Raw genomic sequence first — 13,308 nt, forward strand, 5'->3', positions numbered from 1 at the left:
GCTTCCTGCATGACCCTTTCACCCATCGGTTCGGCGGATCCTGTTCTCCAGTGCGGCGAGGCGGCCCGGGTCGAGCACGGGGCGCAGGCCTCGGCCGTGTACGTAGTCATCGAACGCCTGACGTGTGCTCCACCGCGGCGTGAAGCCGAAATCCCGCTTCAGCCTGGTGGTGTCCACAACCCGGCCGTAGTTCAGGAACTGGATCTGGTCGTCGGAGAAGTCCACGCCCCGCGCGTTGCGGAACACCCGAGCGGCGGTGGGCATCGCGACTCGCGGCACCGGCACGCCAACACGGCCGGCCCTGCGGATCGCTTGGGACAATGTGAGCACACCGTCCCCACCTACGTTGTACACGCCGGGGAGGTCCGTTGTGGTGGCGCGTTCGAGAACGGCCAGCGCGTCCTCGGGGTGCAGCAGTTGAACGCGCGCGTCGAACCCGAGCACAGTCGGCACGACGGGCAGCGTGAAATAACGCGTGAGCACCGTGTCGATGCCCGGGCCGATCATGTTGGTCAGCCGCATGGTCGTCACACGGACGTCCGGACGGCGGCGTGTGAAGCCACGCACATAGCCCTCGACCTCGACCGCGTCCTTGGCATACCCGCCGCTGGCGATGTCCTTCGGCGCCATGTCCTCGCTGCAGACGGCCGGTACCCGAGCACCGGCGCCGTAGACAGCGGCACTGGACTTCACCACGAGCTTGCGCACCTGCGGCGAACGCTGGCACGCCGCGAGCAGCTGCATGGTGCCGATCACGTTCATCTCTTTGATCGCCGTTCGACGGGCCGGCCCCGGTGGGTTGGCCGTGGTCGCGGCGTGCACGACCGTGTCGACACGGGCGGAGGAGATGACCTTCGCGATCAGCGGGTTGCGGATGTCGGCGCGGACGAACTCCGCCCGCCCCATGGACTTCAAGAGATCCTTGGCGGGCGGAGCGGTGTCCACTCCGAGAACTCGTTCGATATCCGGGTTGGCGGCGAGGCGTGCGGCCAGATGTGCTCCGACGTACCCGCCTGCTCCGGTGACCAAGACGACCTTGGGCGTCATTCGATCCCCTCTACAGGCGTACGGACCGCCGGTAGCCTACTCGCCCACAGCCAGCGGAACAGCCCGGAGATACGAGGTGTTAACGCAGGTCACACAGGGCTTTACGACTATCACCCGATCGGTCGAGACCGGGGTCACTTGCCCTGCTTGCGACGTGCGTGCCTGGTCTTGCGCAGCAGCTTGCGGTGCTTCTTCTTGGACATGCGCTTGCGGCGCTTCTTGATAACCGAGCCCATACGGGGTCCTCGCCTGTCTGTTGGTGGTTCGTATCCGCGCAGGGCCACTTCAGGGCACACGCACGAGCGACCGCCGAGTTTACCCGGCGGTCACCCGGTCAGTTCATCCGGAGGGGTTCAGCCAGCGTCGAAGTACGCGTTCTCGAGGTAGGTGTGGACGGCCTTCTCCGGTACCCGGAAGGACTTCCCCACCCGCACAGCCGGCAGTTCACCGGAGTGCACGAGCCGGTACACGGTCATCTTCGAGACCCGCATCATCTTGGCGACCTCGGCCACCGTCAGGAACTGGACCTGGGTGATCGAAGTCGGCTCACTTCTGTTGTTGGTCGGCATGGTTCACGCGTCCTTAGCCACGCGTCGCGCTGCCGATCTTCCCCATCGACAGTTTCGACACGCACGTGCTTCTCCAGAGGGTAGCGGGACACGTGTGACACATGCGACCCGCCAAACGCGTTTGTGCATACCGGGAGGCAGACACGCCGAGTCAACCCTCGTGTGCCTTGCCGAGCTCCTGGGAACGGTCCCGCGCGGCCTCGATCGCGGCGAGCAGCGCGGCGCGCACCCCGTGTCGCTCAAGCTCACGGATCGCCATGATCGTCGTGCCCGCGGGAGACGTGACCGCCTCGCGCAGGATGACCGGGTGCGTGCCCGTCTCGGCCAGCATCGTCGCCGCGCCGACCGCCGACTGGATGATCAGCTTCTCGGCGACGTTGCGCGGGATGCCGAGCAGGATGCCCGCGTCGATCATCGCCTCGACCAGGTAGAAGAAGTACGCCGGGCCGGAGCCCGACAGCGCGGTCACGGCGTCCTGCTGCGCCTCGGGCACCCTGATCACCTCACCGACCGTGGACAGCAGCTCCTCGACCAGCTCCAGGTGCTGCTGCTTGGCGTGTTTGCCCGCGGAGATCACGCTCATCGCCTGGCCGACCAGCATCGGCGTGTTCGGCATGACGCGCACCACGGGGATGCTGTCGGGCAGCTTGCGCTCGTACAACGACGTGGGCAGGCCGGCGCACAGCGACACGACGAGGTTGCGGTCGCTCACGACCGGCGCGAGCTCCGCCAGCACCGGGTCGATGTCCTGCGGCTTGACCGCGACCACGAGCACCTCGGCCTCGACCGCCGCCGTCGGCACGTCCACCGCACGGACGCCGTACTGCTTGGTCAGCTCCGCCGCGCGCCCCTCGTAGCGCTCGGTGAACAGCAGCTCGTCCGGGCTGCGCCCACCAGACAGCAGCCCGGACAGCAGCGCCTCACCGATCTTGCCAGCCCCCAGCACAGCGATGGTCGTCATGGCGCATAAGCGTGCCAGATCAGCCCGTTGTCGCTGTCAGGGCCAGCTGCCGTGCCTGGCACACCAGACGGCCCGTCGAGTCCACCACGGTGGCGTCCGAGTCGAACCACGCACCGTGCACGGCGCGGCAGTCGACCTGGATGCGCAGCCAGCCCGGCGCGGGCCGGGACCGCAGCAGAGCGGTCAGCTGCACCGCAGGCGACCACCCCATCCGACCGAGGTTGAACGTGACCGGCATCGAGATGTCCCCCGCGACGAGCGCGAACAACGGGTCCGCGTGCTCACCGCGCGGCCGGGCCCACAGGCGCAGCCGCAGCGGGTCGCCGACGTGCCCGTGCAGGAAGCCCGCGCCGGACGGGTCGAGGCGGACGTCGCAACCCTCGGTCAGCCGGAACATCGACGCCGACGGCAGGTTCGAGATGTCGATCGCGTTGCCCGGCGGCTCGGCCGACTGGTTCGGCAGGTCTGTCCACGCGGCACGGTCACGCGGGAGGCGGCCCGTGGTGATCACGGCCTCGACGCAGCTGCGGCCGCGTTGCTCGAGGTTCACCGCGACCACGGTGGCTTGTCTGCCCGTCTTGCGCACCTCGGTGCGCAGCAGGGCCGGGCCGACGCCGGGTGAGTGCAGGAACTGGGCACTGACCGCGAGCGGGTCCACGAGCGGCGTGCCGTTGCCTGTGTGCAACGCGACTGCCGTCTTGGCGAGCAGCGCGAGCAGGAAACCACCGTGCGGTTTGCCACCGACTGTCCATTCGGCAGGCAATTCCGCGGTGAATGTGCCATCGCCTAGTGGGCGGATGGCTGCGGCTGTGCTGAACGAGATCACGTTGCTTCCACGCCCGTTCACGAATGGCTTACCAGTGCACGCGCGAAAAACGTCGTGTTGGCCGGCCTTTCGGCCAACCGGCGCATCAAATACCCGTACCACTGAGAGCCATAGGGCACGTATACCCGCACTGTCTCCCCCTCCCTGGCCAGCCGGCGCTGTTCGTCCTGCCGGACTCCGAAAAGCATTTGGTACTCGTAGGTTCCCGGCCTCCGGTCATACCAACGCGCCCGTTCAGCGACAATACGCACCAGACGGGGATCGTGGGTTGCGAACATCGGGTACCCATCGCCGGAAAGGAGAGCGTTCACACAACGCACGTAGTTCAGATCCACCTCGCGGCCGTCGAACGCGACCGGCTCCGGTTCCGCGTAAGCGCCCTTCACCAGACGGACCCGGCTGCCCGCGAGCGCTTCGCAGTCAGCCAGTGTGCGCCGCAGGTAGCTCTGCAGCACGGCGCCCGTCGACGGCCAGGTACGGCGCAACTCGCGCAGCACACGCAGAGTCGATTCGGTGGTTGTGTGGTCCTCCATGTCCAGCGTGACTGTGGTGCCGCATTGTTCAGCGGCAGCACATACGCGCGACGCATTGTCCAGCGCCAGCCGTTCGTCGAGTTTCTGACCGACGGCGGTGAGCTTCACGCTCACCTCGGCTCTGGCCGTGAGCCCTTCGGCGTGCAGCGCGTCCAGCAGTTCCGTGTAGGCGCGCACGTTCTGGTCGGCCTGTGCCTCGTCGGCGACGTCCTCGCCGAGGTGGTCGAGCGTGACCCAGCGGCCGGACGCGGCGATTTCCCGCGTCACGCGGACCGCGTCGGCTGTCCGCTCGCCCGCGACGAACCGCCGGACGACGTCTCGGCTGACCGGAGCGGTGGCCACCAGACGACGGATCGCGTCGTTGCCGGCCGCCGCGAGGATCAGCGTTCGCAGCGGGTGCACGGACAGACTCTACGACCACGTACCAAGATCACTTCGGGCCGTATCCCTTTTGTACGCAGGCGATACGGTGTCAATCAGGCATCCGGGCGAATGCCCGAACAGTTAACGGACGCGATCGGCGTCGAGGTGCAGACGGGCGAAAAGGAGCGATTCGGCGAGATCCTTGGCCCGCTCGGCCGGGCTGCGCGCGTTGCGGGTGTTGATCTCCAGCACCACTTGGCCGTCGAAACCGTTCGCTGCCAACGTTTCGCAGACCTGGTCGCAGGGCTGGGTGCCGTGCCCCGGAATCAGGTGCTCGTCGCGCGGGGCTCCGCTGCCGTCCGCGAGGTGGACGTGTTTGAGGCCTGTGCCCATTCGTTTCGCCAGCGCCAGCGCGTCCTCCTGCGCGGCGGCGGTGTGCGAGAGGTCGAGCGTGTAGTGCCGGTGCCCGGCTTCGGTCGGGTCGATCGACGGCTTGAACGCCGACACGCTTCTCGCGCGGGCCAACGGTTTGACCGGGAACATGTTCTCGACGGCGATCGCCACACCGGACTCGTCCTCCAGCGACGCCACCAGGTCGGGGAACTTGTCGGCGTAACGCCGTTGCCAGCGGAACGGCGGGTGCACGACGACGGTCGGCGCGTTCAGGTCCGCCGCCGCCTCGACGGCACGGCGCAGCCGCACCTCCGGGTCGGGCGACCAGATCCGTTGCGTGATCAGCAGGCACGGCGCGTGCACCGCGAGCACGGGCACACCGTGGTTGCGGGCGCAGCGCCGCAACGCGTCCACGTCCTGGCTGATCGCGTCCGCCCAGACCATCACCTCGACGCCGTCGTAGCCGAGCGCGCCGGCGATCTGGAAACCGGCGGCCGCGTTCTGCGGCCACACCGACGCCGTCGACAGCCCGACCGGGATGTGGCCCACTACTTGGCGAGCAGCAGCATGGCTGCGGGCGAGACCGTCACGACCAGGCCGACCAGCACCGTCAGGATCGTCGTCTGCAGGTCGTCGGCGCGCCGGATCTTGCGGACCACCCAAACCAGGCCGACGATCACGACGAGCGCGACGACCAGCGCGGCGGCGGGCAGCTTGCCCCACAGCCAGTTGAAGCCGAGCCAGAGCGCGGCACCGCCGACCACGCCGATCGCCAGCTGCCCGGCCATGGACAGCCATTCCTTGACCGGCGAGCCGTCCTCGTCCTCGTCCTCGTCTTCCTCGTCGAGGTCGTCGAAGTCGTCGTCCGCGGCGATCGGGCGCTCGTGCTCGATCGACGGCATCGACGGGCGCGAGTCGTACTCGTCGTCGTCTTCGTCGCGTTCGATGCCTTCCACGAACTGCGTGGCCTCGCCGCCGACCGGCTTGAAGCCGTGGAACTCGGTCGGGTAGTTGTCCGATTCGTCGGGCTCGTGCTGCGGGAAGGCAGGCGTGCCCGGCTGGGGCATCGGCATGGACCGCTGGGTCCGTGCGACGCGGTGCGGCGCCGGGTGCTGGCCCGTGCGGGTGCCCGGACCGCCGGACGCCCCCGGCGGGAGCTCGTCCGGGATGCGGGGCATCTGCTCGGTGACGCCCTCCATGGGCATCGGCGGCTGCTCGACCGGCAGACGCATGTCCGCGCGGCTGTCCTGACGGCCGTCGAGGCGCGCGGCGAGACCGCCCGGCTCGGCCGTGGGCGGCGGGGCCATCGGCGGTGGCGTCGGCCACTGCGCGCTCTGCTGGCCCGGTGGCTGCGGTTGCGGCTTCGGGCGCGGCATCGACTGCGAGTTCTGCGGCGGCCTGCGTTGCTCCGCCGGTGGCCTGCGCTGCTCCGCGCCGGGCGCGGGCGGCTGCGGGACCGGCGGCATCTGCCGCTGGGTCGGCTGCACGGCCTGCGGCGGTGGCGGCGGCAGCTTGGGCAGCTGCGCCGACGACTGGTGGCCGGGACCGGACCGGCGCCTGCCGGTCGCGGGCGGCGGCTGGCGCCGCTCGGCCGGGGGCGGTGGCTCCTCGGCCGGGATCCTGGGCAGGCTGCCGCTGTCGGACATGACCCGGTCGATGATGGCCTGGGGAGCGGTCTCCTCGGCGTCATCGGCACGGCGGCGGCGCCGTCTCGGAGGCGCGGCCTCTTCGGAGCTGCCGCCGTACTTGGCGAGCAGCTCTGCCACCGTGCGCTGGTTGCGCTCCGGCCCTTCCTCTCCTCGTGTCATCTCTTCCACCGTGCCCAATGCGGGCGCAACAGTCCAGTGCTCCGCGTTGTCATTTCGGCTCCTGGTCCAACCGCCGCAGGATGACACCTTCGCGCAAAGCCCACGGGCAGATCTCCAGTTCCGGCTGTCCTAACGCGCGCATCGTGGCCTGTGCCACAAGCGCACCCGCGACCAGCTGGTGCGCCCGGCTCGCGCTCACCCCCTCCAGCTCGGCCAGGTCGTGCGCGGACATCCTGGAGATGAACGCGAGCAACTGGCGCAAGCCGGACTCGGTGAGCACCCGGCGCACGCGTGGTCCCGATGAGGATGGCGCGGCACCGGTCAGTCTCGCCAGTGACCGGAAGGTCTTCGACGTCGCGACCACCCGATCGGGTTCGCCGTACTTGAGCATCTTCTTGGCCACCGGCGCAAGCTGATCTTCCAGCCAGCCCGCGGTCTCGGCGATCTCCTCGCGGCCGGGCGGGTCGCTGCGGAACCGGGTCCTGGTCAGCCTGCCCGCGCCGAGCGGCACGGAGATCGCGCGGTCGGGATTCTCGTCACGGCCGACCGCGAGCTCCAGCGAACCGCCGCCGATGTCCAGCACCAGCAGCCGCCCCGCCGACCAGCCGTACCACCGGCGGGCGGCCAGGAATGTGAGCCTCGCCTCGTCGTCGCCGGACAGCACCTGCAGGTGCACCCCGGTCTCGCTGCGTACACGCTCGAGTACGGCAATGGCGTTGTCGGCCTCGCGCACGGCGGATGTGGCGAACGCCATCAGCTCCTCGCAGCCGAGCTCGGCCGCCGATCGCTTGGCCGTCGCCACCGTGCGGACCAGCTCGTCCGCGCCGTGTTTCGACAGGTCGCCCGCCTTGGTGATGCGCTCTGCCAGCCGCAGCACCGTCTTCTCGGAACGCGCGGGCATCGGGTGGGCACCCCGGTGCGCGTCCACCACGAGGAGGTGGACGGTGTTGGAACCGACATCCAGTACGCCAAGGCGCATAAACCGAAACGTTACCTGGCGGTTGGAACGGCCCGCCTGGCACATGCTCGTCAGGACTCGAACTTGTACCCGAGCCCTCGAACTGTGACCAGGTGCCGTGGGGACGACGGGTCCGGTTCGATCTTCGAGCGCAGCCGCTTGACGTGCACGTCCAGCGTCTTGGTGTCGCCGACGTAGTCGGCTCCCCACACCCGGTCGATCAGCTGGCCGCGCGTGAGCACCCGGCCGACGTTGCGCAGCAGGTACTCGAGCAGGTCGAACTCCTTGAGCGGCAACGACACCTCGGCGCCGTCCACGGTCACCACGTGCCGCTCGACGTCCATCCGCACCGGGCCCGCCGCCAGGACCTGCGGCAACAGCTCGCCCTCGGCGCCGCCCTCGCCGCCGCGGCGCAGCACGGCGCGCACGCGCGCGATCAGTTCACGGGCCGAGTAGGGCTTGGTGACGTAGTCGTCGGCGCCCAGTTCGAGCCCGACGACCTTGTCGATCTCGCTGTCGCGGGCCGTGACCATGATCACGGGGACGGCGGAACGCTGGCGCAGCGCCTTGCACACGTCGGTGCCGCTCATGCCCGGCAGCATCAGGTCGAGCAGCACGATGTCGGCACCGTTGCGGTCGAACTCCTCGAGCGCCTGCTGGCCGGTGCCCGCCACGGCCGCGGTGAAGCCCTCCTTGCGCAGCAGGAAGGCAAGGGGGTCGGCGAAGGACTCCTCGTCCTCGACAATGAGAACCCTCGTCACAGCGCTCCTCCAGTTTCGATTTCCGCACTCGGCGCGGGTACCCGCGCGAGAACCTTGTCCCCGTTGACCCGTCGTGCCGGGATCCGCAGGGTGAACGTGGAGCCCGTCCCCGGTTTGCTCCACAGCTTGACCTCGCCGCCGTGGTTGGCGGCGACGTGCTTGACGATCGCGAGGCCGAGCCCGGTGCCGCCGGTCACGCGTGAGCGGGCCTTGTCGACCCGGTAGAAGCGCTCGAACACGCGCTGCTGGTGTTCGTCGGCGATGCCGATACCGCGGTCGGTCACGGCGATCTCGACATACCCGTCGTGCATCCGCCTGCTGATCGACACCGGGCTGCCGGGCGACGAGTAGGCGACGGCGTTCTCGAGGAGGTTGCTCAGCGCGGTGACCAGCAGGGTGCGGTCGCCGTCGACGAGCAGCCCGCTGGCCTCGTCGGTGGCGATGTCCACACCGCTGTGCTCCAGCGTGAGCGTGGTCCTGCCGAGCGCCTCCTGCACGACACCGTCCACGTCGACCGAGTTCAGCTCGGGCAGTTTCTCCGCGCCGGTCAGCCGCGACAGCGCGATCAGCTCGGTGACGAGCGTGCCGAGCCGGGTCGCCTCGCGCAGGATCTTGCTGCCGAAGCTGCGGACCTGGTCGACGTCGTCGGTCGCGTCCAGCAGCGCCTCGGCGAGCAGGGCCATCGCGCCGACCGGGGTCTTGAGCTCGTGGCTGACGTTGGCGACGAAGTCGCGCCTGGTCGCCTCCAGCCGGACGGACTCGGACTCGTCGGACGCGTCCACCACTGTGAAGCCGTCGACCAGCGGCCGGACCTCGGCGCGGACGGCCGCGGGCTGCCTGCCCCGCGTCTCCAGCGGCGTCAGGTCGACCTCGACGGACTCGCCGGTCTCGGCGACGCCCTCGGCGGCCTTGCGGGCCCGGTCGTCGAGTCTGTTGTTGGACACGACGCCGAGTTCGGCCGCTCGGGGGTTGTAGAGGACGACTCCGCCGAACGGGTTCACGACAGCTACGCCGTTGTGGGAGTCATGGACGAGGCGCTGGATCAGATCGGCCACCGTCGGCCCGGACGGCTTGCGCGCCGCCGTGCGGCTGCGAGCCCGGCCGACGAGGTAACCGACGATGCCGCCGATCAGCAGTGCGCAGATCGACAAGGCCAGGTAGGCCGGTGCGGTCACAGCCGAATGGTAAGCAGGTAGGGGGCCGGTTGTACTAGTCCAACAGGCCCGGTCGTGATCCCCGCGACACCGTTCGGCGCGTTGTTCGCCCGCAGGTCGATCCCAGTTCACCCAATCGTGTCCAAAAGACCGGCCGTTGACGGAGTGGGGTCGGCGAGACAAGACTCAGAAGCCTCATGGAGACACGTGCTGGAGTCGTCGTGCTACGCGGGCACCGCGAGCTGTATCAGCGCACGTGGCACCTCTTCGACAAGGCCCGTGAAGTGACGTTCGCCGCCTGCGACGTGCGCACGTGGGCCTCGCACAACCAGCCGCCGATGCAGGGCCGGATCCGCAAGCTCTACCGGCCGGGCGTGCTGCTCGACCCGACGAGCGCGCAGCACGCGCGGCACGTGGCCGCGACGGGCGCGGAGGTGCGGATCACCACCCGTGACCTGAACGAGGCGATCATCGTCGACCGGCGGGTGGCGATCATCGCGGGCGGTGACCGGACGTTCACCGTGGTCTGGATCCCCGGCGTGGTGCAGGGCGTGCTGACGCTCTTCAACCAGGTGTGGGGCGAGGCGGCGAGCCTCGAGGACTACGAGCGGGCCTACGGCGAGCTGTGGGCGGTCGCGCCCCGCATCCTGGAGCTGCTCGGCTCGGGCGCGCCGGACGACGGCGCGGCGCGGGCGATGGGTATCTCCTTACGGACCTACCGCCGCCGGGTGGACGACCTGATGGCGACGCTGGGAGCCAGCTCCCGGTTCCAGGCCGGAGCCAGAGCCCGGGAACTGGGCCTCATCTGACCAACCTCGTGAGTGTTTTGGCCGGTTAGAACCGGCCAAAACACTCACGAGGGTCTACCAGTCCAGGAACACGCGTTCCTGCGTGATCGGGTAGCCCGCGCGCCGGAAGTTCGCGGCCATCGGGTGGTTGGTCACGTCCGTGTCCGCTTGGATCTGCGCCGCGCCCGCTTCGACCAGCAGGTGGGTGCACTCCACGAGCAGGTCGTAGGCGTAGCCGTGGCCGCGCTGGCCGGGCACGACGCCGATGAACCCGACGACCGGGCCGACGAAGTTCTTCGTCGGGATGGTGATGCCGACGAGGTCACCGTCCGGTGCGTACGCCAGCTTCCACCACTCGCGCGGGCCGGGGAACCACTTCAGGTCCTCCAGTTCCGAACGCGCGGCCTGCTCCGGCGTCATCGTCCTGAGGTCGGCGACCTTGTGGGCGTCCAGGCTGCCGCGCTGCACGGCGGCGAGGACTTCGACGATCACCTCGTCGTCGGGTTCCTCGCGGAACTCCAGCCGCTGCGGCCGCGGTGGCAGGCCGTCGGCCGTGGTCCACGTGTAGCGCAGCCGTTCGACGACCGGCTTCATCCCCGCCTTCAGCGCGACGTCGATCCGGGACTGACCCGCCTCTGCGGTCACCGGGTCGTCCCGCCAGTTCGACGGGAGCGCCAGGCAGTACTCGACCTTGAACGGCGCGGCCCGCAACAGGGCCTCGCCCGCTTCGGCGTCGTCGAAGTCGAACCAGTCGAGCGTCATCGGCTCGGTGTCCTCGGGGCCGCCCCACCAGGCGGCGCGCGCGACGACACGGTCGCCGCGCAGCGCCACCCACGTCCACTCGGGGCGGTATTCGTTCTTCGCCAGGTAGTCGGCGTAGGTCCGGCCGAAGAGGGCGAACCCGACGACGTCGGGCCGGTCGTAGCCGGTGAAAAGGTGTTCTTCGCCCTGGTTGAGGGCGCGGATGACCAGGTCGGTCACAGGAAGTCCTTCCGGGAAAGCTGCGCGCTCCCGGGTCTCAGAACGCCGGAACGAGGTGGGAGCGCATGACAGTTGACGTGAACATGGCCCTCACCTCCATTCGCTCTACGGCGTCGCGGAAACCGTACCCGTCAGCGGCCCTGGTTGGCTACCGCTTTGATCGCGTCGGCTGCCGCGCCGGGATCCAGGTAGGTCCCGCCGGGGTTGGTCGGCCTGAGGTCGTCGTCCAGGTCGTAGCGCAGCGGGATGCCGGTCGGGATGTTCAGCCCGGCGATCGCCTCCTCGCTGACGCCGTCGAGGTGCTTGACCAAGGCGCGCAACGAGTTGCCGTGCGCGGCGAGCAGCACCGTCCGGCCCGCGCGCAGGTCCGGCACGACCGCCTCGTCCCAGTACGGCAGCATCCGGGCGACGACGTCCTTGAGGCACTCGGTGCGCGGGACGTCGATGCCGGCGTAACGCGGATCACTGTCCTGACTGAACTCGGTGCCCAGCTCGATCGGCGGCGGTGGCGTGTCGTAGCTGCGGCGCCAGAGCATGAACTGCTCCTCGCCGAACTCGGCCAGCGTCTGCTTCTTGTCCTTGCCCTGCAGCGCGCCGTAGTGGCGCTCGTTGAGCCGCCAGTCCCTGCGCACCGGGATCCAGTGCCGGTCGGCTCCGTCGAGCGCGATGTGGGCGGTGGAGATCGCACGCCGCAGCAACGAGGTGTGCACGATGTCGGGCAGGATGCCCGCGTCGCGCAGCAACTGGCCGCCGCGCTCGGCCTCTTTGACGCCCTTGTCGGACAGGGGGACGTCCACCCATCCGGTGAACAGGTTCTGTGCGTTCCACACGCTCTCGCCGTGGCGGAGCAGGACCAGGGTTCCGACTGCCATACCGCAGAGCCTGCCAGATCGAAGCGGGTTTCACCCGAACAGGTGCGCTCGGACAAGGCCTTTCGGCGCACCGGCGCAGAGCCGGTTGTCCACCCGCCGGAGTCCGAAATAGAACTGTGACTCGTTTTCACGGTTAAAACCCGAATGGGGTAAGCGGCAGGCTTGCTCTCGGCGGGGGACTCTGCCAAGTTGACAAAGCTCCCGCCGGTTGGCTCCCACGCACTCCCCAACCGGCGGGACGCAGCCCGCGGCTCGTCTCCCCTGTCGAGCCGCACCCCGCCGGAACGCTGGGGTGCCCCCCGCCCCATGCGTGCAGCGCGGGAGATGTGTCACAGGGCGGCTCGGGAACGCGACTCCCCCTCGCTCGAGCCGTCCTGTGAAACACCCGGGGAATCCTTGAGGTCAGGCGCTTTCGGCAACCGGTCCGACCGGCTTCCTACGCCTGCGTCGGAAGTAGAGCACCAGACCGGCCGGTATGCCGAGTGCCAGCAGGAAAGGCAGCACCGCGCCGAGCACACGAGCCAGGCCGGTGAAGAACGCGCCGAACGCGTCCCAGCCGTCGGTCAGCCCGTCGAAGAACCCACCGCCACCCGCGGCCTGCACCGGCACCGGCGGCGCGGCCTCCCTGCTGACCGAGACCGTCACAGTGGACAGTGCCACCTTGCCCCCGAGAGCGTCACGCCTGCCCTGCAACGACTCCAGGTCGGCCTGGCGACGGGTCAGCTCACCCTCGATCTGCGCGATCTCGCCGACGCTCGTCGCACGAGCGAGCAGGGCCTGCATCCGCGCCACACTCTGACGTTGCGTGTTCAGCCGCGATTCGAGGTCGACCACCTGTTCGGTGACGTCATCGGCCTGCTTGTGCTGCGTGCGGATGGTGCCGATCTCGGCGAGCTGGCGCAGTGCGCTGTCGAACTTGTCAGCGGGGACACGCAGCGTGATGGAAGCCCGGTCGCCACTGGATTCCTCCTGCCCGGTGAATCCCTGGTTGGTCGTGGCGATCGACCGGGCGTCGGACACGGCCTTGAACGTGTCCTTGACGGTCATGTCGATCCGCGCGGTCTGCACGAGTTTGCGTTCCTGCACCGGCGCGGGCGGCTGCCCCGCCTGCGTCGGTGTCTGCTGCTCGCGCGCGCTGCCACCACCGCTGCCACCGCCGGTCTGCCCCTTGGCGCTGTTGGGCTGGGCGGGCTTCGCGACCCCCTCCGGCGAACTGGCGAACCCGCCGCCGCTCTCGCCGGAACACGCCGTCAACCCCAGAAGCAGCGCCACCCCGGCAGAGATGACCAAGCCA

At 69.3% G+C, this 13,308-nt stretch carries 15 protein-coding genes; 1 reads left to right on the top strand and 14 read right to left on the bottom strand.

Annotation, left to right across the window (positions count from 1 at the left end; translation table 11 throughout):
* Window positions 1–18: 18 nt before the first annotated feature.
* The 11 genes from AOZ06_RS50535 to AOZ06_RS50580 all read right to left on the bottom strand — a co-directional run bounded on the left by AOZ06_RS50535 (window position 19) and on the right by AOZ06_RS50580 (window position 9,394).
* The gene (locus AOZ06_RS50535; RefSeq protein ID WP_054295898.1) at window positions 19–1,047 is read right to left on the bottom strand and encodes an NAD-dependent epimerase/dehydratase family protein; all 1,029 of its coding nucleotides are present in this window, start codon (window positions 1,045–1,047) and stop codon (window positions 19–21) included.
* 134 nt (window positions 1,048–1,181) lie between these two features.
* Entirely contained in the window at window positions 1,182–1,283 is a 102-nt protein-coding gene (locus tag AOZ06_RS55635; protein ID WP_076993459.1) for a 30S ribosomal protein bS22, read from the bottom strand.
* Window positions 1,284–1,400: 117 nt separating this feature from the next.
* The gene (locus tag AOZ06_RS50540; protein ID WP_054295899.1) at window positions 1,401–1,616 is read right to left on the bottom strand and encodes a helix-turn-helix domain-containing protein; all 216 of its coding nucleotides are present in this window, start codon (window positions 1,614–1,616) and stop codon (window positions 1,401–1,403) included.
* A gap of 151 nt (window positions 1,617–1,767) precedes the next feature.
* Window positions 1,768–2,577 (bottom strand): pyrroline-5-carboxylate reductase, encoded by an 810-nt coding sequence (gene proC / locus AOZ06_RS50545; RefSeq protein WP_054295900.1) that lies wholly within the window; start codon window positions 2,575–2,577, stop codon window positions 1,768–1,770.
* A gap of 19 nt (window positions 2,578–2,596) precedes the next feature.
* Entirely contained in the window at window positions 2,597–3,424 is an 828-nt protein-coding gene (locus AOZ06_RS50550; protein WP_042182435.1) for a thioesterase family protein, read from the bottom strand.
* Window positions 3,421–4,338, bottom strand: coding sequence for a proline dehydrogenase family protein (locus tag AOZ06_RS50555; protein WP_054295901.1), 918 nt, complete (start codon window positions 4,336–4,338; stop codon window positions 3,421–3,423). The genes AOZ06_RS50550 and AOZ06_RS50555 overlap by 4 nt, the downstream gene beginning before the upstream one ends.
* A gap of 102 nt (window positions 4,339–4,440) precedes the next feature.
* Entirely contained in the window at window positions 4,441–5,241 is an 801-nt protein-coding gene (locus AOZ06_RS50560) for a sugar phosphate isomerase/epimerase family protein (protein ID WP_054295902.1), read from the bottom strand.
* Complete coding sequence (locus AOZ06_RS59470; RefSeq protein ID WP_218921907.1) at window positions 5,241–6,500, bottom strand: hypothetical protein; 1,260 nt, start codon at window positions 6,498–6,500, stop codon at window positions 5,241–5,243. The genes AOZ06_RS50560 and AOZ06_RS59470 overlap by 1 nt, the downstream gene beginning before the upstream one ends.
* Window positions 6,501–6,549: 49 nt before the next feature.
* A complete protein-coding gene (locus AOZ06_RS50570; protein ID WP_054295904.1) occupies window positions 6,550–7,479 on the bottom strand; it encodes a Ppx/GppA family phosphatase in 930 nt (309 codons plus the stop codon).
* Window positions 7,480–7,529: 50 nt separating this feature from the next.
* Window positions 7,530–8,219, bottom strand: coding sequence for a response regulator transcription factor (locus AOZ06_RS50575; RefSeq protein WP_054295905.1), 690 nt, complete (start codon window positions 8,217–8,219; stop codon window positions 7,530–7,532).
* Window positions 8,216–9,394 (bottom strand): sensor histidine kinase, encoded by a 1,179-nt coding sequence (locus tag AOZ06_RS50580; protein ID WP_054295906.1) that lies wholly within the window; start codon window positions 9,392–9,394, stop codon window positions 8,216–8,218. The genes AOZ06_RS50575 and AOZ06_RS50580 overlap by 4 nt, the downstream gene beginning before the upstream one ends.
* 176 nt (window positions 9,395–9,570) lie before the next feature.
* Here AOZ06_RS50580 and AOZ06_RS50585 point away from each other — a divergent pair, with 176 nt between their 5' ends.
* Entirely contained in the window at window positions 9,571–10,182 is a 612-nt protein-coding gene (locus tag AOZ06_RS50585) for a response regulator transcription factor (protein WP_054295907.1), read from the top strand.
* A gap of 54 nt (window positions 10,183–10,236) precedes the next feature.
* On the opposite strand, the gene AOZ06_RS50590 is transcribed toward AOZ06_RS50585, so the two are convergent.
* From AOZ06_RS50590 to AOZ06_RS50600, 3 genes are all read right to left on the bottom strand, one after another.
* Window positions 10,237–11,142 carry a GNAT family N-acetyltransferase gene (locus AOZ06_RS50590; RefSeq protein WP_054295908.1) on the bottom strand — a complete coding sequence of 302 codons (906 nt, stop codon included), beginning with the start codon at window positions 11,140–11,142 and terminating at the stop codon, window positions 10,237–10,239.
* A gap of 131 nt (window positions 11,143–11,273) precedes the next feature.
* The gene (locus tag AOZ06_RS50595) at window positions 11,274–12,014 is read right to left on the bottom strand and encodes a phosphoglyceromutase (protein WP_054295909.1); all 741 of its coding nucleotides are present in this window, start codon (window positions 12,012–12,014) and stop codon (window positions 11,274–11,276) included.
* Between the two features lie 402 nt (window positions 12,015–12,416).
* Window positions 12,417–13,286: a DUF4349 domain-containing protein gene (locus tag AOZ06_RS50600; protein WP_054295910.1), complete on the bottom strand. Its 870-nt coding sequence runs from the start codon at window positions 13,284–13,286 to the stop codon at window positions 12,417–12,419.
* Between the last annotated feature and the right edge of the window lie 22 nt (window positions 13,287–13,308).

The organism is Kibdelosporangium phytohabitans (assembly GCF_001302585.1).
Taxonomy (GTDB): Bacteria; Actinomycetota; Actinomycetes; order Mycobacteriales; family Pseudonocardiaceae; genus Kibdelosporangium; species Kibdelosporangium phytohabitans.